This window comes from Bdellovibrio sp. HCB274 (assembly GCF_047306075.1).
Classification (GTDB): Bacteria; Bdellovibrionota; Bdellovibrionia; order Bdellovibrionales; family Bdellovibrionaceae; genus Bdellovibrio.
Genome location: NZ_CP178623.1, coordinates 2,916,120 through 2,939,499, shown reverse-complemented (window position 1 = coordinate 2,939,499; position 23,380 = coordinate 2,916,120). Strand labels below are relative to the sequence as shown.

Here is a 23,380-nt window from a genome sequence, read left to right as displayed (position 1 = left end):
GCCCATTTGGTGAATTGGTTTTCAATGGGCACTCAATTGGAAATCATTTGGTTGGATGACATAAAATCCACCGCAAAAGTCTGCTCAAGTTTTTAGCTTTTCCCTCTGAAATTCTTCATCTAGGATAAGGATTATGGATAAGAAAAGTTTCGCAGTCGCTCCTGATCACACCGCTGTCCGCGTGGCTCTTTGGCGCGCCCTTCACGTTCAAGTGGACCCAGCTCCCCATGTTTTTGAGGACTCCCTGGGGGCGGTGATCGCCGGGGAAGAAAATTGGCGCAGTCGCTCTGATATGGAGATAAATTTTTCAAAAAATATGCGGGCTTCCATCGTCGTACGGGCAAGGTTTGTGGAGGACCTGGTTGAAGAGGCAATTAAACAACGCGTCAGCCAGTATGTGATCCTGGGAGCGGGGCTTGATACCTTTGCTCAGCGTCACCCGGAATATCAATCCCAGCTTAAGGTTTTCGAGGTCGATCAGCCGGGGCCTCAAGCCTGGAAAAAGCAACAGCTTGTCGCCAAAGGGTTAGAGATTCCCAAAAATCTTAATTTCGTACCGGTCGATTTTGAAGTGGGGGAGTCTTGGTGGGATCAACTTATTGTTGCCGGTTTTGATCCGCAAGAACCTGCCGGAGATTTTGGACTTGGCTGAAAAAGCGGGATTCTAGGACTTCCAGTTTGTATCCGCACAGGACCTTTTTCAAAAATATCTTTCAAGAGGCACAGATGGATTGAATGCGGGGACTGCAGAAGGATTCGTGGTCTGTCGGACCTAATAATAAATTGGAAATTGCTTTCAATACGCTTCATACTAAAAGAATGAAGAGCTATTTCGGATTCGTCGTTTTAGGTTCATTGGTTTCACTCGCAAATTTCGCAAATGCTTCCTGTCCTGCATGGATCAAGGACAAGCAAAGCTTACCGCTGTGCCCGGAAACTTCGTTGTTGTCGGAAACCTATCCTGCAGCGGCATTGGTGGTTTCAGATCGCAGCACAATGGGATACAGGGACGAATCCTTTCCCGCGGAAGTCATTGCTAAATATTTAAAAGCCCAGCCTGATCGGGCGCCGCTTTTTGTACTGCCGGTGGATAATGAGACGATGACAGTCATCTACCGGAAATTGGAGGAGATGCCCGGCACTCCTGAACAAAAAGCACTCTGGAAAAAACAGATCGTTCAAGTGAAGGGAAAAAGCTACCCTTGGCAGCAGGACTATTTCGAGAGTTTTGCAAATCCGCGCACAGGTAAAATGGAAATTCGCGAAGTCGGTAACTACGGAGAGACCGAGACTTTTAATGCCATCGCCGCCGAGCTGAACAAGTGTGGAATTTCCACAGGCAAGGTTCTGAAAAATCGGGAAGGCGTCAGTGGTACCTACGGCGGAAATATTGAAGCGCTACCTGGTGGCATTTGCATGGTTGGCAACGATAGCTTTGAAACTCACACAGACTGGTCTGACTATGTCGATCAGTTTTGTGGCAAAGATCCGGATATGCGTATCGAAGTGCCAACTTACTTTATGACAGTCGGGCACACTGATGAAATCGTAAAAGTTCTTCCTAGCAATAGTTCCGGCTCCTGCGGATTTTCAGTGAGTATCGCCAGTCCCAACAAAGCTTTGGAGTTGCTTAAATCTCAGGGTAAGGATCTGTTCATTCAGAATCCAGAAAAAGTCATGATACCTTTCCGGGATGCTAATAATAAGGGAATGCAAGGTCCCGGCAATGGACTGAAAACGGTTTGTCGTGCGGTCCGGGGAAAAGATGCCGTTCCAAGAACTCGGGGGGACTCGGGTGTCAGTTTCTTAGAGTGGATTACTCAGCCTCGCACTGTCCACGCAAGCCAGGACGTTTGTGCCTCGATCACCAATGCAGAAGTGTACAACACTGTGATGCAAGACCAGCAGATAAGGGAATACAATCAGGGCATTCAAAAAGAAATGGATCGATTGAAGGCCGTCATCAGGCAAAAGCTGGTAAAGAAAATGCCTCAGTGCAAAGTTGATTTTATCGATGTACCGAATCTCTTTTTTGGGGGCGCCGTGGTGAGTGGCGAGGCAAGGCCTTTATCGGCCGCGACGGGGGATTCGATTTTACCCAATCCCGCAAACGCTCTTAGCGCAGGAAATACTGTTATTTCTCCAGAGCCACAAAACAAAGCATTCAAAAATTATATTTCTACTGAATACGCCAAGCGGGGGATAAAGGCAGACTTTGTGAATACCTATTCCTATGGACACGTGGGTGGAGGGAATTTGCACTGTGCAACTCATACGATCCATGCTTGTAAGGGGCGGGGTGGGCAATGAGATTGATATTACTTACCCTGGTGTTGGGAATCGCTCAGCCTTTGTTTGCAGCGGAAGTCGTACTTCAATGTAAGTCTGGCACTGGCGCAAAAATGGTGGAATTCAGTTTTCAATCTGATGGGAAGGCTTTGCTGAAATACGATGGCAGAAGCTGCGAACTGCAACCCGTTGCGGGCCGTCACCTTCCTTTGGGAGCTGTCCCGCATGTAATGATTGATTTTGATCGCGGGTCTTGTCAGGAACCTGTGCTACTGCACGGACGCGTGAAGATTTTGCTTGGCGGTAAAAACAAGAATCAAGGATTTCTGTTGTGGAAGCAGAATTCAGACACTTCCCGGTGTGAAGTCAGCAAGATGCAGAATGAATTACTGATCGAAACATTTAAAAAACTCAAAATGTAAGTATTAATTTGCGGTCCTTAGAAGAATCGGTTTATATGAATCCAATACCCGGTTGTGAGGCTGCAATTTGACTCTGGAAGAACAGAAAAAAACAGCAGGACATTTTAATTTCTGGTTGCTCCAGAACAGGATCACTTTTTATTCCCTGATTGCGATCCTGCTGCTGTCAGCACTTTTTGCGACTGGTATTATTCTGTTTCCGGCGTTTAGCACCTCTCAATTTGTGGCTTTTATTGTTTTGATTCCGGCTTTGGCCTGCTTAGCTCTGGCGACTTGTCATGCCTCTAATCTTGAATCCACCCGCGCTCTTAAAGAATATCAGGAGATGCACAAACAAGTGTTGGAAGCTGAGGGCTCGCGTATCACTCTGGATCGCTTCTTTTCTATTTCCAGTGACCTGATGGCTGTGGCCGGAAAAGACGGCATGCTTAAAAAAGTCAGCCGCTCCCTGGTCAGAACTTTAGGTTATAATGAGCAGCACCTTTTAAACACTCCTTTTGTTGAGTTTATTCATCCTGATGACCGCGAATCCACGCGCCGAAATATTGAATCTTTGAATATGGGCGTGCGTTCGGTGGGATTTGAAAATCGTTACAGAACTTCATCCGGCGACTATCGAACTCTTAGCTGGAGTGCGGCTGCTGACATGGAATTGGGAGTTCGATTTGCCTCTGCCCGGGATGTGACGGACGAGCGAAACTTTCAGATTCGCGTTCAAAAGATTTTGGATGTGGCGCCATTTCTTTTAGTGGTGAAAGACACGACCGGAATCATCACCAGCTGCAATGCAGCTTTTGCGAACGCAATTGGTCTTGATCGTGATTTCATTATTGCGCGACATGAAGATCAATTTAAAGATTCGGGAATCATGAAATCCCATGCACAAGAGCAGGAAGTAATCCGATCGCAACGTGCAGTGACCTTTGATGAAGACCTTGTTGTGCAAGGCATTCAGGGCCGTTATCACTCCACCGTTTTTCCTATTCACGATCAAATGGGTGAAATCGCATCGGTCGGCAAGGTTTCGTTAAAAGCTGGAAATTGATTTGCTATGTATGTTTGCATCGGCATTGATTTTTTTTAGTCAGTGAAGAATGTCGATGTAAATCTTAATGAATGCGAATCATTCATGCATTTCTTCTGGTGGTATTCCTATTGCCGTTAAGTTCCCTGTCTGCGGAAGCCAAAAGACCGCGCATTGGCTTGGTGCTTGGAGGTGGCGGTGCCCGGGGTATGGCCCATGTCGGCGTCATTGATGTCCTGGAGAAAAACCGGATTCCTGTTGATTGTATTGTCGGCACCAGTATCGGTTCTTTAGTGGGCGCCGGATACGCAGCAGGCCGCACTCCCAAAGAAATGAAAGAGCATATCGAACAGGCCGACTGGTCGCGGATGTTTTTGGCTCGTCCACCACGTCAGGCTTTTCCTTTCCGGCGAAAACAGGATGATGCTCTTTCGATGCTTGGCGTGGAAGTGGGCTTAAGTGACAAGGGGCAAATACTGCTTCCATCGTCGGCTATCAGCACGCAGGAGATCGAATACTTCCTGCGCACGCTCACATATAGCTTAACTGTTCCAAACTTTGACGGCCTGACAATACCTTATCGTGCCATCGCCACAAACATTGTAAATGGCGAAATGGTGGTGCTAAAGGACGGAGATCTGGTGACAGCGATGCGCGCCAGTATGGCCGTTCCCGGTGTTTTCCCATCGGTTCCCAGCCAAGGACGGCTTTTGGCGGATGGGGGACTGGTTCGCAATCTTCCCGTGGACGTGGCCAGAAAAACCTGTGCGGATGTGGTGATCGCGGTCGATGTCAGTTCTGCTCCTCTGCAACGCGATGAGATCCGTGGGATTTTGTCAGTCATGGATCAATATACTCGCTTGATGATGATTCAAAACGTCCAGCCGCAACTGGAAACCTTGACAGCGAAAGATGTACTGATCAGTCCGACCTTTCAAAATCTGGGATCCACTGATTTTGGAAAAAGCGAACCGTTGATTCAAGCAGGAGCCGAGGCAGCACTCAAAATGCTGCCAAAACTTTCCCAGTACTCTGTTTCGGAAGAACAATATGCAGAGTGGAAGAAAAACCGGGAAGCCCGGAAAAGTCCGGTAAAAAATCTTAAAAAGATTTCTGTTGGGCCCAGCGGATGGGTGAATCCACAAACCTTGGTGGGCGAGCTGGATGTGAAAACCGGCGAAGCTTTTCCCAAAGACTCATTTCATAAACAGTTGATGTCCCTGTATGCGACCGGTGATTACAGTCAGCTTGATTATGAACTGCATGAAGGAATTAACGGACAGGATCTATTGGTTTTACCGGTTGAGAAAAGCTGGGGTCCCAATTATTTAAACTTTGGTTTAAGCCTGGGTACTGACTTTGAAAGTTCTTATCCTTGGAATCTGACCGCGATGTATCGTCGAACGTGGATCAATGATCTGGGCGCTGAATGGAAAACGATCGTTCAGGCAGGTAACTCGTCCCGCATCAGCACCGAATTTTATCAACCCCTGGCGGTTGGAAAAAGTGGATTCGTTTCTCCGTACTTAAAATATTACCGCATTCCATTGGCGGTATGGCAGGATGGCGAGGAAATCGCCAAGTACAAATATTCCAAAGTTTCTGCAGGTGCTGATATCGGAGCCGGTTCCAGATTTGGTGAGCTGCGATTTGGTCCGGCGTACAATGTGTATAGTGCATCACGTACTATTGGTCTGTCGGTCCTCCCAAATTCCAGAACCTATGATTACGGGCTCCGACTGAATTTGTTTTATGATCAGTTGGATAATTATTTTTTCCCCAGCGAAGGCCAATCGCTCGATCTTTACGCTTACTATTCCATCGGTGCCTCTGACGATATCAAGAACTACGGAATTTACGGTTTAACATTTCGCGATGCTTTAAGAGCAGGTTCCGGTGCTTTTCAATTTACGGTAAAAGGTCAAACCTCCACTGGAGACAGCACCGTTTTGGCCGATGTGAGCTGGCTGGGCGGTTTCCTGAATTTGTCGAGCTATCGATATCAGGAATTGATCGGGGATCAACTCGCTTACGGATCGGTACAGTATTATCATCCGACGGGACTTTTTTCTGGAAGTTACTGGGGCTTGGCTGCAGAGACCGGCCGGGTTTTCAATTACTTTGATGAACGGCTTGCAGACAACTGGCACTACTCGGGAACTATGTATCTGGCTTACGACAGCATTCTGGGGCCGATGTATTTCGCGACAGCCTATGGTGATAACGAAGTCTGGAGTTTTTATTTTATGTTAGGCAAACAATTCTAATATTTGAAAGGTCAGGTTATGGGCACTGAATGGGGACTGGCGAGAAATTTATTTGCTTCCATTTTTATCCTGCTGCTAATCGCAGGAAGCTTTGCCATAATGACGCCATTTCTGCCGTCATTAATTTGGGCCACGATGATCGTGGTGGCAACCTGGCCGTTGCTGTTAAAAGCGGAAAGAGCTTTTGGCAGTCGTAAGCTTGCGGTGACCACGATGGTTTTGGCCATGGCCTTGATTGTGATTTTGCCGATGATGGTTGCGGCCTATGTGTTGTTAACTCATGTTGATGATGCTTATGCCTGGTTAAAAGATCTTAAAAGTTTTACTCTGCCGATGGCGCCCGCAGGTTTGGCGAGTGTTCCTTTTGGTGATCGAATAACTACCGAATGGAATACAATCGCGGTGAAAGGGCCTGGAGCACTGGCCGAACTATTGCGCCCACATCTGCGAAGTATTCTGAACTTTGTCACGGACATGGCGCAAAGTACGGGATTGCTTTTTGTCCATTTGATTTTAACCACAGTAATATCGGGAATTCTTTATGCTCAAGGAGAAACGGCAGCAAAAGGTGTGTTGATGTTTGCCAGACGCATTGATGGTGACCGCGGGGAGTCTGCTCTGGTTTTAGCAGGACAATCCATAAAATCAGTGGCGATGGGAATTGTGGTGACGGCACTTCTGCAAACAACATTGGGAACTTTGGGAGTTTGGATCGCGGGTGTTCCGTACGTGGGTGTCCTTGGTGCGATCATGTTAGTGCTTTGTATTGCGCAACTCGGGCCCATCATTCCCATGCTTGCGGCAGTGGCGTGGTTGTTTCAGCATGATCAAAAATTGGCTGGCTCAATTTTGATTGCGTGGACTCTGGTTGTGGGATTGATGGATAACGTTGTTCGACCGCTGCTGATTAAACGCGGGGCGGATTTACCGCTGCTGTTGATTTTTGCCGGAGTCATCGGGGGGCTATTGGCTTTCGGAGTTGTGGGACTTTTTATTGGTCCGATGACCTTGGCAGTGGCTTTCAGATTGGTAGAGGCTTGGACGAAGGAAACGCCCAAGCCCAGCATCCGTCCGATCTTCCACGAACCGCAAAAACCATTGGATCACTAGTTCTTCTTAGTGGAATTTTCCTGTGGGCGCTCCCAGCCTCCGCCGAGCGCCTTGTACAGATCAACGACCGCAACCAGTCTGGACTGTTGAGAACGAACCAAGTCCAGTTGCACATCAAATAGCTGGCGTTCTGCATCCAAAACTTCCAGATACGGTGATTGACCATTCTTATAGCGCAAATTTGCCAGATATAAATTTCTCTCGACAGCTGTTACTTGCAACTTTTGTGAGTCAACGACGTCGCCATAGGATTTGTAAGTTTTTAAAGAATTTCTTACCTCCATAAATGCATTCTGAATTGCCTGACGATATTGGGCCAATGCTGCTTTCTGACGGGCGGTGGCGGCCTCGACCATATAACCAGTGCGGCCGCCGTTAAAGATCGGCATGGAGATGCCGGCACCATAGGAATACACTTGCGATTCACCTTTAAAAAGATTCTTTAAATCCGAACTTTCAAAGCCGAATCCTCCAGTCAAAGAGATCGTCGGAAAATAGTAAGCCTTTGCCGCGCCGATATAGGCGTTCGCGGAAATCAGATTCTGTTCTGCGGCGGCGATATCAGGTCGTCTTTCTAAAAGTGAGGATGGTAAAAGAGTTGGCAATGTTGGCGGAGATGCAATTTCATCCAATCGAAGTCCCCGGGCAATCGGGGATTCGATGATGGCACGGGGATCACGCCCGATCAGCACCGAAAGAAAACTTTCTGCCTTTGAAACCTGGTCTTCAAGTTTTGAAACCGAGGTTTGTGCCGAATGCATCTCGGCTTCGGCTTGGCGGGCGTTCAGTTCATTTCCCACTCCGCCCTTAAAGCGTTTGTTAATCAGGTCATAGGAACCCTTGCGGGATTCAACGGTGTTTTTTGCAATGTTGTGTTGCAGATCCAGAGATCTCAGCGCGAAATACGCACTTACCACCTGGCTGATTAAAGTCAGCTGCACGTTGGAGCGATTGAAGTCTTCGCGTAACAGTTGCGCCCGCGCGGCTTCGTTGCTGCGGCGAATTTTGCCCCAGAAATCGATTTCATAACTAAGTACCACTCCCAAGGAAAAAAAATCAGTGTCACTGTCGGTATCAGGAATTAGCAGAGTCGGGCCGGTCTCGGAAATCTTTTCAGTTCCGGCAAGGCCACGCAAATCAAGGGTTGGAAAGAATTCTGATTTAGCGATGCCTAACCGCGCTCGCGCTTCATCGACACGAGCTAGGGCCACTTCCAAATCCAAGTTGTGTTCCAGAGCGGTCTTAATAAGTTGTTCCAGTGTTGGGTCGCCGAATTGCTGCCACCATTTAATATTGATTTTTTCCGCAGCAGTCTCTGTGCTGGAAAAGTTTGCCGGCATTCGTGTTTCCGGGCGCTTATAGTCCGGCCCAAAAGCGCAAGAAGTGGTGAAACCAACAATCCCAAGAACGGAGCCTATCATTTTAAAGTTCATGCGGTCCTCCGGCGGCAGCAGGTGTGCTTGGGGTCGCCGCGTGGGTATCTTTTTTTACTTTTGATTTCTTAATTTTTACGGACATGATGACCACGAAAAACATCGGGATAAAGAAGGTGGCAATAAAAGTACTGACCAGCATTCCCCCGATGATTCCTGTTCCGATGGAGTGACGACTGGCTGAACCTGCTCCGCTGGAAATCGCCAAGGGAACTGCACCCAGGATGAATGCCAGTGAGGTCATGACGATGGGACGGAAGCGCAGGCGTGCTGCTTCAATTGCCGCTTGCGTGGTATCAAGTCCTTCGTGCATTTTTTCGACTGCGAACTCCACGATCAGAATGGCATTCTTGGCAGACAGACCAATCAGTGTTACCAGGGCGATTTGGAAGTACACGTCGTTTTCCAATCCACGCAGCCAGTTGGCAGCCAAAGCTCCAAGTAGAGCATAAGGAACTGACAGCAATACTGAAAGAGGCAGTCCCCATTTTTCATATTGGGCAGCGAGTATCAAGAAGACGAACATCAAGCCATACAAAAAGACCGTGGCCGAAGCACCGCCTGTGAGTTTTTCCTGATAGGCTGTTCCGGTCCAGGCCACACCATAATCAGTTGTCAGATTCTGTGTCACAGCGTTTTCAACTGCTGCGATAACCTGACCCGAACTGTAACCGGGAGCGGGACTGGCGATAATACGGGCGGCAGGAAAGATATTCAGCCGCTCGACAATTTCAGGACCGGTGACTCTTTGTACAGAAAGAACGGAAGTCAACGGAACCATACTTCCCGTATCAGATCTAACATAGATGTTGCGGATATCATCCGGGCGGGCGCGGTAATCACCTTCGGATTGCAATTGAACCTTGAAAGTCCGACCAAATTTATTGAAGTCATTCACATAGTAGCTACCAAAGGTTGCGGACATCGCATCAAACACAGTGTTGATCGGAACCTGATAGGCTTTGGCTTTTTCACGATCCAGATTCAGGAAGAGTTGCGGGATATTGGCACTGTAATTTGAGCTGATCGTGCCAATGGCCGGGTTGCTGCGCAGTTGATCCACAAACTTGGTTGTCGTTATCGCTAATGTTTTACTGTCAGCGCCACCGCGGCTTTGCAGATAAAACTCCAGGCCCCCTGTGGTACTCATACCCACGATTGCTGGCGGACTGAACGCGATGATATTTCCGTCCCGAATGAATTGATTTAATCCAAAAAGACTTTTAACGATAGCTTCAGCAGATTGGTTTTTTTCCGGTCGGTCTTTCCAGTCTTTTAGAGTGATGAAGCTGGTGCCGGTATTCGTTCTGTTAGAGCCGGTGATTAAGTCAAAACCTGACAGCGAGAACACGTCCTGCACATTGCTGTTGTTACTTGTAAAGTTATCCATCTGGTCTGTGACCTTGATGGTTCTCGCCAAAGACGCCCCATCCTGCAGGTTCGGAACACCAAAGACGTATCCCTGATCCTCGTTCGGAACCAAACCGCTTGGCAGAATTTTAAAGAAGGTCATGATTCCAAAACAACATCCGATGAAAATCACAGCGCTGATCAGAATACGTTTATTGAAGAAGCTGACTCCGCCGACATATCCCGTGGTGATGCGATCAAAAAAGTTATTAAATCCGCGGAAGAAGCGGTTCGGTTCATGAACTTCGTCCTTTAATATTAAAGCACAAAGAGCCGGTGTCAGAGTTAAGGCCACCAACCCTGAAATCGCCACTGAAACGGCAATGGTGATCGCGAACTGTTTGTACATTTGTCCGGCCATACCACCGACGAAGGCGACCGGAATAAACACGGCACACAGCACGAATACGATTGCAATCACGGGACTGGTCACTTCTTCCATGGCTTTAATAGTGGCTTCTTTAGGCTTTAGCTTTTCGGTTCGCATGATACGTTCGACGTTTTCCAAAACGACGATCGCATCATCGACGACGAGCCCGATGGCCAGCACCAGACCAAACAGTGTTAGAGTGTTGATTGAAAACCCCAGCGCATACATACCTGCAAAAGTGCCGATGATTGAAACTGGAACGGCGAGGCAGGGGATAAGAGTGGCGCGCCAGCTTTGCAGAAACAGATAGACCACCAGGAAAACCAGAATCATCGCTTCCATCAGCGTTTTAATAACCTCCGCAATGGAAACTTCAATAAACTTGGTCGTATCGAAAGGAATGTCGTAAGCCAGTCCGGGCGGGAATTTTTGCGAAAGTCTGTGCATGGTCTCTTTAACCAGATCCGCAGTTTGTACTTGATTTGCTCCCGGTGCCAGGTAAACGCCGATACCGATTGCGGGCTTTCCGTTCCATTTGGTGGATACATCGTAGCTTAATGCACCCAATTCGACACGCGCGACATCTTTAAGTCTTAGTTTTGAGCCATCGGTATTGGAGCGAATGATGATGTCTTCAAACTGTTTTGGATTATCCAAACGTCCTTGTGTGGTAACAGTAAAAGTAAAATCCACGGGATTACTTAGTGGTTCTGCGCCGACTTTACCTGCAGCAAACTGGGCGTTTTGCTCTTTCACCGCTTTAATCACATCCGTCGCGGTGACTTTTAGTTGTGCCATGCGATCAGGCTGCATCCACAGACGGATCGAATAGTCCTGAGCTCCAAAAATCGAGGCATCGCCCACACCGGGAATACGTTTGATTTCATCAAGTACGTTAATCAAGGCGTAGTTACTGATATAGACCGAATCATATCGCAGGTCCGGAGCGCGAAGACCGATGATCTGCAAAATCGCCGAAGATTTCTTTTTGACCGTCACACCCTGGCGACGAACTTCCTCGGGTAAGGAGGGCATGGCAATTTGCACCCGGTTATTGACGTTGATGGTGTTCTGATCGGGATCTGTGCCGATCGCAAAGGTCACGGTCAAAATCATGTCACCGTTACTGGAGTTCGTTGACTGCATGTAGAGCATGTTGTCGACACCGTTGACCTGCTGTTCAATCGGTGCTGCGACAGTAGAGGAAATGGTTTCGGCGGAAGCTCCCGGATATTTTGTCGTGACCGATACCTGCGGTGGCACGATTTCCGGGTATTGAGAGATGGGGAGTGCCTGGATTGCGGCGTAGCCCGCGATCATAAAAAGTAATGAGATGACGGCCGAGAAAACAGGTCTGTTAATAAAGAATTTTGAAAACATGGTTCACCCTATTTTTTGGCGATGGCATTTGGACTGACGACTTTCACTTTTTGTCCGTTGCGAACCTTGGCAGCACCTTCCACAATAATCAACTCACCACCACGCAGGCCGCGGTTTACCAGAATATCGCCGGCAATTTCCTGTCCCAGCTCAACTCCAACCTGGCGGGCAACGCTTTCGGCAGATACGGTAAAAATCACCGGCCCATTTTGTGTTTGCACCACTGACTTTTGCGGTATCGCGATGGCATTTTTGATAATGAAGCCCTTCATATAGACGCGAACGAATTGTCCTGGTCGTAAAGAGGTATCCGCGTTGTCGATACTGGCGCGAGCCTTGACAGTACCCGTGGAGGTGTCGACCAACTGGTCGTTGAAATTCAAGTAACCGATTTTTGGATAAAATTCCCCGTCACCGAGTTTAATTTGAACTTCCATTTTCTCCAGACTTTCTGGACGGCCCAATTTTCCCTGTGCAGCCAATCGGCGAAGTTCTAAAAGTTCAGAATCGGTATAACTAAAGTTCACGTAGGCGGGATTCGTTTGAGAAATGGTAGTTAGCAGGGACTTCTCTGAATTAGGAACAATCAAGCTGCCTTCTGCGACGGTCTGTTCACTGGTGTAGCCTTCAATCGGTGCTGTCACATCGGTGTAGCTTAAGTTCAACTGCGCCTCATCCAGTTTCGCCTTTGCCGCATCAAAAGCGGATTTGGCAGCATTGAACATAGCCACTGCATCGTCGCGGTCTTTCTGGCTGACGGCATTTTCTTTATATAGCGGAACAATACGATTCATTGATTGGCGCGCATTGATCATGCGGGCGCGCTGAACTTCCACCTCGCCCTTGGCTTGAGCGACGGCAGCGATATAAGGAGCGGGGTCAATTTTAAATAAAAGACTGCCGGATTTAACTTTGTCGCCTTCTTTGTAGTAACGCTTCAAAAGTATTCCGCCGACTCGGGCACGAACCTGAATGTCGCGAATCCCGGAAATTTGTCCAACGAACTCTTTGGTTAAGGGAATGTCCCTGGATACGACTTTCATCGCCGTTACTTCTGGCACTAGCTGAAGTGCCTGTGGAGCTTCTTTCTTTGTGCAGGCCAGTGTGAAAAACAGCAAACCCAATATTATCAATCTCGGATTCATAAATTCCTCATTTTTCTAGTCGTGTCGATAGAATAAAATCAACACCAAAGGATTTATTACTTACAGATTGAATAGGGAGACCCAAGGTCGGGGATGTATTTTATCAGAGCAGGCAGCAAGCCTGCTCCGTTTGCTTTTAGTGCGACTTAACTTTTAGATCACCGGATCCGGATTTTGCATCTACAGCAAATCCTGCATCCTTATTGGTGCCGAATTCATTTTCCGTGTGTCCACTTGCTGCAATGATTTTCGCTTTAATCTGACTGCCTTTAGGCAAAAGCAAAGTCGAATTGCCGCTGCCGTTTTTCAGTTCCGCTTTGCCTTTGTCAGGCAGGGACGTGTAAGTCAGCATCATGTTGCCAGATCCCGCTTTAACATCGGAACTGCCGGTGATGCCTTTGACTTCGATATTCCCAGCTCCAGACTTTCCATCTACTTTCGTAAAGTTACCTTCAGCCAGAATGGAACCTGCTCCCATTTTAAAATCCAAATCGCCTTGAGTTCCTTTGGTGACGATTTTGCCGGTACCCATTTCCAGATCCAGCTTCACCATTTTTGGTACTTTGATATCCAGGTCGACAACACACTCGGCTTTGCCTTTGCGTTTTACTTCAACCAACAGTTTTGTGCCGGAGCGTTCCGCATTCACTTTGCACATTTCCGGCATCGTGTTTTTAGTAACAGTGACCGTGGATTGAGTGCCCTCGATCGCGTTGATGTTCACTCCACCATTGTGGTTCTCAACATTCACACGCGTGATGCCGTTTGCATCAAACGTGCGAGAGTCCGCCGCAAATAGATTTTGCGAGGCCAGGCAGGCCGCAAGAATTAAAAGTTTGTTCATGATGTCTCCTTGTAAGAATAAATCTACACAAGGAGGTTTATTAAGATACTTACTTTTTCTTAATTTTAAATTCAATCTGACGTTTGATGGATTTACCCAAATTGTCTCGAGTTACCGCGAAAGTTAAGGTCCATTCGTTCTTATTGGATTTATCCAAAATGACTTGATGGGATTCTTCGCTCCAGTTGGTGGTGTTTTTGATTTTGTCGGTGGTCAACGTTGACACGTCGTCTTCGACTTCAAACTTATCAGCAGGGGTCATCCAGAAATCCGTGTTCACTGTGGTGTCGGCTTCGGATTTAAAGACGAAACCGACAGAAGAACCTTTCCCTTTGGGATTTGATTCAGGACGGGCGGCCCCAATCGTCACCGATTTCAGTTTGCAGTCCAATTGGAACGTCTGACCTGCACAACCCGTGATTGAGTACTGTCCGTAATCAGCTTTAAAGGGTGGGGGAGGAGGGCTGCCTTCCTCGGCTTGTGCAAAGACAGAAAATACAGAAACAACCAAAAGCGCAGTAATAACTTTCATTGAACCTCCCTTTTTTGTAAATGATGGGATGTTTCAAAGTGTGTGTCAAATCTCGGCTGTGTTCCCTTTCGAGTGCAGCCGATTGTTGCGCGATTTAAAATGACGCATTCCGCATGATTCTCAATACACTTTGAATGTTCCTCTGTTATTGACAACTTTTAGCGAAACCAATAACCCCTGCCCATGCATAAAATTCTATTTAATTTAATGATCGTTATTCTAGGTGTTCCAGCTTTTGCGTGCCCTGAACTTTCAGGCCAATTCGACTGCGAGGGAACAACGGGCCCCGTGAACACTTTTATATTCAGTTCTGGCACAGAACGCGGTCAGGCTGTCTATTACGTCAACGGCACGAAGCTTGTTGCTAATGGTATTCCGGAGACCCGCAATCGCGGTGATGCATTTCCGTCGGTTTATACTGCCACTTGTGCGGAACAAAGTCTTAACACCCGCATCCAAACTTCTGTGTCCTCTTCAATCTGTCCATCGATGCCTTTGGCTGTTGAGTCTCTGACAGTGTTCACGCGCAAGGGCGAGCAGATCGAAATGGATGATCGCACGATCTTGCGCTGTCCGGGTAAAGAAACAATGAACATTCACCACGTCTATACTTGCAAAAGAAAGTAGGATTTAAATGAACTGCAAAAAGCATCTGGCTCTGGCTGCTGTCTTCGCATTATCTTTGGTTGCTTCCACGGCGAGCGCTTCAAAGTTTCTGATTTCTTTTAAAGATCAAAATCGTGCTCAAGAATTTAAATCCAAAATGCAGAACTCAGGCATTCTTTTGGTTGAAGACTTGGGAGCATTAAAAGTCCTGATCATCGATGCGGAAAATCAGGAACAGATCATGCACCTGGTTGATCCCAAAGATCTGAACTTCCTTGAAAAACAAGCCATCTTCGCTGCTCCTCGTGTTCAACTGGCGCCAACGGCTTCCGTCGGTCTTCCGCGCATGACTTTGATGAGTGGTCAGTTGCCAGTCTCTAAGGGTCTAACCCTGATCAAAGCACCACAAGTGTGGAGCATGAGTCGTGGTAAAGGTGCTCGCGTAATGGTGATCGATTCCGGTATCGATAAGAATCATCCGGTATTTGCAGGGCGTATTGAGCAGGTTCGCAACTATACGGATGAAGGTGGCGAACAGGATGTCACGGACACTGAGGGACATGGAACTCACGTTGCTGGCATTATTGCAGCTCAAGCAGCGGTTGAGGCCGTAGGGGTTGCGCCTGAAGCAAAACTTTTGATCGCCAAAGTTTGCGGCATCAAAGGCTGCACCAACGATGCAGTAGCCAGAGCTCTAGGATGGGCTTTGCGTGAGGATGTTGATGTTGTGAATTTGTCTTTGGGCGGAGCTGGCAGTGTTGTTGAGCGTTTCATGATCAACCAATTGGATGGTCATAAGGTTCCGGTTGTGGCCGCTATGGGTAATAATGGCGCAGAAGCGACTCCGCTTCCTGCAGGTTATTCATCCGTAACTGCCGTAGGTGCCGTGGATATGAATGGCAAGCGTGCGGAGTTTTCAAACTGGAGTGCCGCTCTTGATATTATGGCTCCAGGGGTTGGTATTCGCTCCTCCGTTCCACTGGGTACCGGTCGCGTGGGCATGGCAAGTTTCCAAACTGAAGCTGGATCTTTCCAGGTTCTTCCCTCTGTGACTTTTGCAGATGTGCCTAAGGCTGCACTAAACAGCTCGGCTGTGTTTGGTGAGTTCGGTACTATCGATGAACTTGCCAAAATTGCTGCTGCTGGGAAAATCCTGGTAGTAAAACGTGGCAATCTTCCTTTGCTTGAGAAAATCAAAAATGCACAAGCGGCTGGGGCGACAGCGATTATTATCTGTAATAATGATTCAGCCTTGGTCAGTGGTTCACTAAGCGAAGATAAAAGCGAGATCAAAATCCCTGCAATGATGGTTGAAAAAACGGCGGGCGAGGATCTGATTCGTAGCCTATCGAAGTCTCCTTCATTGATTGTGCGCCTTGAAGTGCAAGGTGCCGACTATGCCGAGTTCAGCGGAACCTCGATGGCTTCGCCTTACGTGGCTGGCGTCGTGGCATTGATGAAATCCGTGGTGCCGGGAATCACGTCGTGGAAAATACGTCAAATCCTGGATGCGACGGCGGTACCGATGAAAACAGAGATTCCAAATCAGACTGGCAAAGGTTTGATAAATGCAAAAGCTGCTGTTGATGAAGCCTACGCGGTTCGCAAAAAGTATAAGAAAATTAAGTAAAGATTTTGTTAAAAGAACCGGTCTAAAAAACCGGTTTTTTTATTTATAAAAGAAAACGTCATAACTATTGTAACTTCTTTCGCGCGTCCTCCTCGGGCGTATACCTTTTAAGAATATTCAGCAGTGTCCCGTCGGCTTTCATTTTTTGAATGGCCCGATCGATGAGTTCTTGTTCATTTTTGGACATACGGACTTTGGAAGATATCCAGCCCACGTTTACAACCGTCTTTGGATCCAATATTTGGATGATTTGTTCGTTGAGCTGGTATTTTTTTTTACATAGTGGTTCGCTGTTAGGGTTGTGTACATAACAGCATGGATACGTCGTTCTTTCAAAAGTTGAAACAACCCATCCGGGGCAGGAGTGGTGACGAGGCGGTTTTCTTTTGTCAGCAGTTGAAACTCCTCTTTAGTTAATGCGTTTTGTCCGCCAATCAGTGCGCCGAATTTTACAGTCTTATCGTCGATAACTTCTTCAATAGACTTATACTTTCCCCCCAATTCTTTAAGAACAAACAGAGCTCTTTCGCTTTTATAAATCGGATGAAAATCACCCACGCTTTCAAACTCCGATGTGGAAGCGGAAGGAAGAAACATATCTATGCGCATTGTGCGCATCTGATTGATAGCTGATCGCCGGGGGTATTCGTTTTCAGAAAACTTACATCCCGTGCGTTTTTCGAGTTCCTGTATTATGTCGTGGGCCAAACCTTTTAGGCGTCCACCTTCACGAAAGGCCAAGGGCTCATAAGCTGCCAGTCCAACATCGAACTTTCTTCCACAAACTTCGGTGACTGCTAAAGCGTATGTGCTGAATCCAATCAAAACCTGCAGTGAGATTAAAAGGCTAATAGCTTTCATGCTGTGATTCTAGCTTAGGAAGATGGGTGAATCACGATTAGCGGCCGTTATATGTTAAATAAAAAAAGGGTCTCGTGAAGAGACCCTTTTCAATTCAATATGTGAATTTAGAATTACAGCATTGAAGCGACTGCGTCTTTTTCCTCAGTCAGCTCTTTCAATGTGTTGTTCATTTTCTCGCGAGAGAAAGCGTCGATCTCAAGACCTTTTACGATCTCGTATTCGCCGTTTTTGCAAGTTACAGGGAAGCCGTACATGATGCCTTCTGGAATGTCGTATGAACCGTCAGAAGGGATACCCATAGTAACCCACTCACCATTAGTTCCCAACCACCAGTCACGGATGTGATCAACCGCTGCAGAAGCGGCAGAAGCGGCAGAAGACAAACCACGCGCTTCGATGATCGCAGCACCACGTTTGCCAACTGTCGGGATGAATGTGTCTTTGTTCCAAGTATCCCCATCAGCAGTTCCAAGTTTTAGCAACTCAGGAACTTTCGCGCCGTCAGCAGTTGCGAAGCGAACATCTGGGTACATAGTTGGGCTGTGGTTACCCCAAACTGCAACTTTTTTGAAAGAAGCAACTGGTTTACCAGTTTTAGTAGCCAGTTGAGACAATGCGCGGTTGTGGTCCAAACGAAGCATTGCTGTGAAGTTTTTCGCTTTTACGCGACCGTGCTTCATTGCAGATTTCATTGCGATGTATGCGTTTGTGTTTGCCGGGTTACCAACAACCAAAACTTTTACATTTGGATTTGCGTGTTTGCCGATAGCTTCACCTTGAACTGTGAAGATTTGGCCGTTCGCAGTCAGAAGATCTTTACGTTCCATACCAGGGCCACGAGGACGTGCACCAACAAGAAGAGCGATATCAGCATCTTTGAATGCAACAGCTGGATCACCAGTAGCGATCATAGAGTGCAATAGAGGGAATGCGCAGTCATCAAGCTCCATCATCACACCTTTAAGTGCTTTTTGAGCTTTTTCGTCTGGGATCTCTAGAAGTTGAAGAATAACTGGCTGGTCTGCACCTAACATCGCACCGCTAGCGATACGGAAAAGTAGGGCATAACCGATTTGGCCTGCAGCGCCTGTGACTGCAACACGTACTGGAGCTTTCATAATAAATCCTTTCGATATTTGAGCTAACTCAAAGAATTTAGACCTCTAAAACCCACTCGTCACGACTCGGAGAGCTTAAATTGACTTTTGACTGGTGGCGAAAAAGCGAGGAGGACTTTGGCGTATCAGATGCCTATCCGTTAGGCGGGGTCTTGGTTTAGGTTAACTATTTGATTTTACTTGTTAAAGTGGACTTGCGGGCGAACAATTGAAGGTTGTAGGAGTTGTTAGATGTGCCAGCTATTAGGAATGAACTGTAACGTGCCAACCGATATTTGCTTTTCATTTACGGGCTTCAAGGCTCGTGGCGGGCGTACGGATGTTCATCAGGATGGTTGGGGAATTGCTTTCTTTGAAGGCAAGGGAGTTCGTCAATTCCTGGATCCATTGCCTTCGGCTCATTCTCCCATCGCTGAACTGGTGCGAAATTACGCAATCAAATCCACCAACGTTGTTGCCCATATTCGTAAGGCCACTCAAGGAGTTGTGTCTTTGGAAAACACTCACCCCTTCATGCGCGAGTTGTGGGGGAGTTACTGGGTGTTTGCTCATAACGGGAATATTCTAAATTTCGATCCGGTACTGGATGGAACTTTCCGTCCAGTTGGTAGCACTGACAGTGAAAAAGCATTCTGCTGGATCATGCAGGGGCTGCAAAAGAAATTCGGTGATGTGTTTCCAAATCAAGAGGATCTATTTTCCACGATCCATGAACTTACTTTACAGATTTGTCCTTACGGGGAGTTCAATTTCCTTTTAACAAATGGAGATTATCTCGCGGCCCATGCGTCGACCAACCTTACCTACATTGTTCGCCAAGCCCCATTTCTGACGGCAGAGCTTAAGGACGAAGACGTAAAGGTCGACTTCAATTCGGTGACAACACCGCTGGATCGGGTCGCGATTATTGCGACGACTCCTCTGACCAATAATGAAAAGTGGATTCCAATGAAACCGGGAAGCCTGTGGATATTTCGCGATGGCCAAGTACTTGATAATCGCGACACCATTGCGGGCCCTGAGGAAAAGATTCTGAACAAATCCTGTTAAGGTGCCCAATCCATGCCGTCGGGGCGGGGACCGATATCCAGAGTTCGCAGAATTTTCATTTTGTTTAAATCGATAATTGAAATGTAACCAGCCGGCGTGCAGGAGACGAAAGCCCTCTCACCATCGGGTTCAATTAATATATGTGCCGCGCCTTTTCCAAGATTCAGCTTTTTAATCTCCTTCATAGAAGCCGCATCATAAATCAAAAGATCACCAGTTCTTAGACTTGATATCAGAACGCGTTTCCCGTCAGGTGTGAATTTGATTCGGCTGATTCCAAGAACTTTAGTGTTCAAAGTTTGAATCACTTTCTTTGAAGCAATATCCACGACTGAAATCGTCGCATCATGGGCATTAGTTACCCAAATTTTCTTTCCATCCGGAGAAACATCAAATCCTTCCGCACCTTTGCCTACTGGAATCACTGTTTGCAGCCAACCCATTTGAGGTTTTGCTCCAGGAAGGGGGGCTCCAATGGGTGGAATTGGTGGTGGTAAAAGTAAATTATCAAAAATGCTTATGGTCCCTGAATCAACATTAGAAACGTAGATCTGTTTTTGATCCGGGGAAACTTGAATCATGTGTGTTCTATTCTGTCCTACTCCCATGAGCCAATCGATTTTACTTTCTTTAAGATCAATGCGACCGACGGACTTGGAGCCCTCGGAGGTGAACCAGAGTTTTTCTCCGTTCACCACCATGCCGTGAGGACCAAGCAAGGCACCTGTATCGATAGAAGGAAGTGCTTTCATGGTTTTTATATCAATCACATTTATTTCATGAAGCTTTCCGCTGCCGGTATTCGACACATACGCGGTTTTTCCGTCAGAGGAAGTTACCACTTCATGGGGATCCGCACCTACAGTAGCCTTGCCCAGAATTTTCAAAGTGGATGTATCAATGAATACCAAAGTATGATCAGTTTTGGAGATTGCCAGCAACAGGCGATTTTTTTCAATGGCTTTTGCCTGAGCATTTGTAAGTGCCAATGTAAGAATCAAGATTAGGGAAATGTTCATCCAGAAAAAATACTTTGAGTTCATAACTAACCTGCTTATTTCAAATGCGACTTAATGGTTTGAATAAGTTGGTGCGAATTAATGGGTTTTGTCAAATGATCTGCAAATCCTGCAGCCAAGGCGCGTTCCTTATCTTCTTTCATTGCGTGTGCAGTCAGGGCGACAACGGGTCCTTGAAATCCCCGATGGCGAAGCTCTGATAATGTGCTGTAGCCATCAAGTCCCGGCATTTGTATATCCATTAAGACCAGATCATATTTTTGCATAGATGCCTGATTAAGAGCTGCCTCGCCGCTATCCACTTCGGTCACGTCAATTCCGGAAGTATGCAACAGAGATTTAATAAGTTCGCGGTTGTCCGGGGAATCATCAACCGCCAAAACTTTAAAACCAGAAAATGGTTTTTTACTTTCTGTTGATGCAGACTCGGAAGTTTGAGCTGCTGTGGCGTTCGTGACCTCATCAGCTTGGAATGAAAACTCGAAAGTACATCCATGATCAGGCTCGCAATGAATAATATTAACATCGCCACCCAAGGCGCGCGCCAGATTTCGGGATAGCGCCAGTCCTAAACCAGTGCCGCCGAATTTTCGGGTGGAAGTCGCGTCCGCTTGAGTAAAGGGCTGAAAAAGTCGATCGGCCTGCTCTTGAGTCATACCGATGCCGGTATCTTCAATCGTGAAGATGACCTTTTTACGAATTCCGTTTAAAGGCTCTGCCCGGCAGAATACTTTCACTGATCCCTGAGAGGTAAATTTGATAGCATTACCGATAAGGTTTATTAATACCTGACGTATGCGAACGGCATCTGTAATCACGACCAGATCGGCGATCTCGGTTAGGATACCGTTTAGTTGGATTTTCTTTTCCGAGGCATTATCAAAGAACATCGCCAGAACTTCCTGAAGCAAAGTTTGGATACTGACCGGCGCCATTTCAGTAGCCAGTTTACCAGCCTCGATTTTTGACAGATCCAAGATGTCGTCAATGATTCGTGTCAGGGAGGCACCATTGCGCCGAATGATTTCGAAGTATTGTTCTCTCTCGGGAGCTTCCAGATCTTGGGTTCCAATAATTTCTGCAAATCCCAGAATGGCGCCTAAGGGAGTGCGAATTTCATGGGACATGTTTGCCAGAAATGCCGACTTTGCCACATTTGCTTTTTCCGCTGCATCTTTTGCCGCACGAAGGGCATCGAGGGTTCTGAGCACTGATGTTGTTGTATCCAGGATTGTACAAAGCATTCCGGAAATTTTTCCTTCAACATTGAACAGCGGGGAATTTCCGTAGGTGTAATAGTTATTCTGAGGTTTGCCTTCGACCTCTATATCGAACTGCACGTCTGATTCCAGCACGAAGCCACCACTTTCGACTTTTTGCACGATGGCGTAAACCTGTGCCCATACTTCGGGCCAAACCTCGTGCAGGGGTGATCCCAAGGCGCGGGGATGTCGGTGTTTTAAGATCGGAATATAAGCGTCGTTATAGAAGACACGTCGCTGGGGACCCCAGGTACAATACATTCCCACGGGGCAACTAAAGACGATGCGTAGTGAGTTGATCAACCCCAAGTCCCAGCCAGCAATGGGGCCAAGCTCCGTTGCAGCCCAATCGAAATTCACAGTGGCTCTGGCCATTTGACTGGACATTGCGAGTTCCGCGAATGGATTTTCCTGTTTTTCGAGTGCCACGATAATTTTTTTACAGTACGCCTTAAGCAATTCAAAGTTGTTTTTAAAAATACAGCTCGTAAGAATTCTGCAAGGACCGAGGTCTATGCGCGATGTAGTTTGTCACTCAGTAGGGATTGAGAGCGAGATATGCACACCGTTTGTGAGAATATTGAGGCATGAATCAACCCCAAAAAAGGAGAAGTTATGGCACAATCAAATCGCGAAATCAGTTCAAAGAAAAAAGAGAAAGATAGTGAAGTTAGTAGAACAGGATCGCTGAAAAACTATGCGGCCAGTCGTTCGACGTTGAACCGCACAGGCTCTATGTCAAACGCGACTGACTCGTCAGCAAAGTCGCGAGGCAAAAAAAATACATCAGGTAAGGCAAAACATTAGTCGCGATTGTCGCGACTTATTTGCTTTCGGCTTTATCGTTTTTCTTTACGGCCTTCATAATCTTTTGTTTTGAAGTATGACTGAAGGCCACATCTGAAAGTGCGCCTTGCTCCTGGGCTTTTTTGATTTTTTCTCTGCGATAGCGTGATAATTTAGCCGGCGCTTTCTTGGATTCTGACTTTGACTGTGTTTGTGGCATAGTTCGTCCTTTGTTAGGGATTAGTGACGAGTTCTTCGGTTCACTCTGCCGTTTAAAAGTTCCTGGTCATGTTTGCGTAATTCGTTTTCCGCAAAACCGAGGCTTGCTCCCCACACCACGTGAGCGGCCGCCATCATAAGTTTTCTGTTGGGGGTCATCTCGCGTCCTTTAGGAGTTAGATTTAAAGCTGGAATCACACCGTAATAGCTTGCGGCCCAAACTCCCAAACCGAACAGTGTTCCTTTTAAAAGGGGAGAGGTGTTGGGTAGTTTTTCAGACAGGGCTGCATAGGTGATCCCGCCTAAGGCGCCATAGCCAAAGTGCGATAGCATCGTGGCCTGTTCTTTAATTTCTGAGTTGGCATTGGGAAATAGTCCGGTTTTCTTTTGAATGTCATCAGTCAGGATAGCTGGCGGGAGCGGGGACTTTTCAGAAGAAGGTAGTTCCTTGTGAGATTTAAACATCATCATTGTCATGGATCCCGTTGCCATTACACTGGCCCAGGCTCCGCGCAAAAATAGATTCATAATTGCCTCCCAGGCCCATTAAAATCCACCGACCGTCTCACTATAAAGCTCGCATGTGAAAGCAAACTCGTA

General features: G+C 47.0%; 20 protein-coding genes and 1 pseudogene. 10 read left to right on the top strand and 11 right to left on the bottom strand.

The features are described 5' to 3' along the window. Window positions 1-133: 133 nt before the first annotated feature. The 6 genes and pseudogenes from ACLWNV_RS14235 to ydiK form a co-directional block, all read left to right on the top strand. Window positions 134-631: pseudogene (locus ACLWNV_RS14235) on the top strand (class I SAM-dependent methyltransferase); the annotation flags it as partial. Window positions 632-819: 188 nt separating this feature from the next. Continuing rightward, window positions 820-2,310 (top strand): protein-arginine deiminase family protein, encoded by a 1,491-nt coding sequence (locus tag ACLWNV_RS14230; RefSeq protein WP_413585112.1) that lies wholly within the window; start codon window positions 820-822, stop codon window positions 2,308-2,310. Then, the gene (locus ACLWNV_RS14225) at window positions 2,307-2,711 is read left to right on the top strand and encodes a hypothetical protein (RefSeq protein ID WP_413585111.1); all 405 of its coding nucleotides are present in this window, start codon (window positions 2,307-2,309) and stop codon (window positions 2,709-2,711) included. Before ACLWNV_RS14230 ends, ACLWNV_RS14225 begins: the two co-directional genes overlap by 4 nt. 115 nt (window positions 2,712-2,826) lie before the next feature. Then, window positions 2,827-3,756 (top strand): PAS domain-containing protein, encoded by a 930-nt coding sequence (locus ACLWNV_RS14220; protein WP_413585110.1) that lies wholly within the window; start codon window positions 2,827-2,829, stop codon window positions 3,754-3,756. A gap of 71 nt (window positions 3,757-3,827) precedes the next feature. Beyond that, on the top strand, window positions 3,828-6,002 hold the full coding sequence (locus ACLWNV_RS14215) for a patatin-like phospholipase family protein (RefSeq protein WP_413585109.1): 2,175 nt from the start codon (window positions 3,828-3,830) through the stop codon (window positions 6,000-6,002). An 18-nt stretch (window positions 6,003-6,020) separates the two neighbouring features. Beyond that, entirely contained in the window at window positions 6,021-7,112 is a 1,092-nt protein-coding gene (gene ydiK, locus ACLWNV_RS14210; protein WP_413585108.1) for an AI-2E family transporter YdiK, read from the top strand. Here the strand turns inward: ydiK and ACLWNV_RS14205 are convergent. From ACLWNV_RS14205 to ACLWNV_RS14185, 5 genes are all read right to left on the bottom strand, one after another. Further along, window positions 7,109-8,545 carry an efflux transporter outer membrane subunit gene (locus ACLWNV_RS14205; protein ID WP_413585107.1) on the bottom strand — a complete coding sequence of 479 codons (1,437 nt, stop codon included), beginning with the start codon at window positions 8,543-8,545 and terminating at the stop codon, window positions 7,109-7,111. The genes ydiK and ACLWNV_RS14205 overlap by 4 nt on opposite strands. Next, on the bottom strand, window positions 8,535-11,705 hold the full coding sequence (locus tag ACLWNV_RS14200; RefSeq protein WP_413585106.1) for an efflux RND transporter permease subunit: 3,171 nt from the start codon (window positions 11,703-11,705) through the stop codon (window positions 8,535-8,537). The genes ACLWNV_RS14205 and ACLWNV_RS14200 overlap by 11 nt, the downstream gene beginning before the upstream one ends. An 8-nt stretch (window positions 11,706-11,713) precedes the next feature. Further along, window positions 11,714-12,850: an efflux RND transporter periplasmic adaptor subunit gene (locus ACLWNV_RS14195; RefSeq protein ID WP_413585105.1), complete on the bottom strand. Its 1,137-nt coding sequence runs from the start codon at window positions 12,848-12,850 to the stop codon at window positions 11,714-11,716. 136 nt (window positions 12,851-12,986) lie between these two features. Further along, the gene (locus tag ACLWNV_RS14190) at window positions 12,987-13,694 is read right to left on the bottom strand and encodes a DUF4097 family beta strand repeat-containing protein (RefSeq protein ID WP_413585104.1); all 708 of its coding nucleotides are present in this window, start codon (window positions 13,692-13,694) and stop codon (window positions 12,987-12,989) included. Between the two features lie 49 nt (window positions 13,695-13,743). Continuing rightward, window positions 13,744-14,226 (bottom strand): hypothetical protein, encoded by a 483-nt coding sequence (locus ACLWNV_RS14185; RefSeq protein WP_413585103.1) that lies wholly within the window; start codon window positions 14,224-14,226, stop codon window positions 13,744-13,746. 183 nt (window positions 14,227-14,409) lie between these two features. Between ACLWNV_RS14185 and ACLWNV_RS14180 the strand changes: the two genes are divergently transcribed. Together ACLWNV_RS14180 and ACLWNV_RS14175 are read left to right on the top strand one after the other, a co-directional pair. Further along, window positions 14,410-14,853: a hypothetical protein gene (locus ACLWNV_RS14180; protein WP_413585102.1), complete on the top strand. Its 444-nt coding sequence runs from the start codon at window positions 14,410-14,412 to the stop codon at window positions 14,851-14,853. 7 nt (window positions 14,854-14,860) lie between these two features. Continuing rightward, on the top strand, window positions 14,861-16,462 hold the full coding sequence (locus ACLWNV_RS14175) for a S8 family serine peptidase (protein ID WP_413585101.1): 1,602 nt from the start codon (window positions 14,861-14,863) through the stop codon (window positions 16,460-16,462). Window positions 16,463-16,678: 216 nt separating this feature from the next. Here ACLWNV_RS14175 and ACLWNV_RS14170 read toward each other — a convergent pair whose 3' ends face one another. Then, on the bottom strand, window positions 16,679-17,323 hold the full coding sequence (locus tag ACLWNV_RS14170; protein ID WP_413585100.1) for a substrate-binding periplasmic protein: 645 nt from the start codon (window positions 17,321-17,323) through the stop codon (window positions 16,679-16,681). Window positions 17,324-17,436: 113 nt separating this feature from the next. Further along, window positions 17,437-18,444, bottom strand: coding sequence for a malate dehydrogenase (locus tag ACLWNV_RS14165; protein WP_413585099.1), 1,008 nt, complete (start codon window positions 18,442-18,444; stop codon window positions 17,437-17,439). 231 nt (window positions 18,445-18,675) lie between these two features. Here ACLWNV_RS14165 and ACLWNV_RS14160 point away from each other — a divergent pair, with 231 nt between their 5' ends. Further along, the gene (locus ACLWNV_RS14160; RefSeq protein ID WP_413585098.1) at window positions 18,676-19,494 is read left to right on the top strand and encodes a class II glutamine amidotransferase; all 819 of its coding nucleotides are present in this window, start codon (window positions 18,676-18,678) and stop codon (window positions 19,492-19,494) included. On the opposite strand, the gene ACLWNV_RS14155 is transcribed toward ACLWNV_RS14160, so the two are convergent. Further along, window positions 19,491-20,513 carry a YncE family protein gene (locus ACLWNV_RS14155; protein WP_413585097.1) on the bottom strand — a complete coding sequence of 341 codons (1,023 nt, stop codon included), beginning with the start codon at window positions 20,511-20,513 and terminating at the stop codon, window positions 19,491-19,493. The two genes, ACLWNV_RS14160 and ACLWNV_RS14155, sit on opposite strands and share 4 nt — an antisense overlap. 35 nt (window positions 20,514-20,548) lie before the next feature. Further along, entirely contained in the window at window positions 20,549-22,204 is a 1,656-nt protein-coding gene (locus ACLWNV_RS14150; protein ID WP_413585096.1) for a response regulator, read from the bottom strand. A gap of 186 nt (window positions 22,205-22,390) precedes the next feature. Here ACLWNV_RS14150 and ACLWNV_RS14145 point away from each other — a divergent pair, with 186 nt between their 5' ends. After that, on the top strand, window positions 22,391-22,582 hold the full coding sequence (locus tag ACLWNV_RS14145) for a hypothetical protein (RefSeq protein WP_413585095.1): 192 nt from the start codon (window positions 22,391-22,393) through the stop codon (window positions 22,580-22,582). A gap of 16 nt (window positions 22,583-22,598) precedes the next feature. Here ACLWNV_RS14145 and ACLWNV_RS14140 read toward each other — a convergent pair whose 3' ends face one another. Both ACLWNV_RS14140 and ACLWNV_RS14135 read right to left on the bottom strand, forming a co-directional pair. Beyond that, window positions 22,599-22,781 (bottom strand): hypothetical protein, encoded by a 183-nt coding sequence (locus ACLWNV_RS14140; protein WP_413585094.1) that lies wholly within the window; start codon window positions 22,779-22,781, stop codon window positions 22,599-22,601. A 20-nt stretch (window positions 22,782-22,801) separates the two neighbouring features. After that, the gene (locus ACLWNV_RS14135) at window positions 22,802-23,308 is read right to left on the bottom strand and encodes a DUF6789 family protein (RefSeq protein WP_413585093.1); all 507 of its coding nucleotides are present in this window, start codon (window positions 23,306-23,308) and stop codon (window positions 22,802-22,804) included. Window positions 23,309-23,380 lie beyond the last annotated feature (72 nt).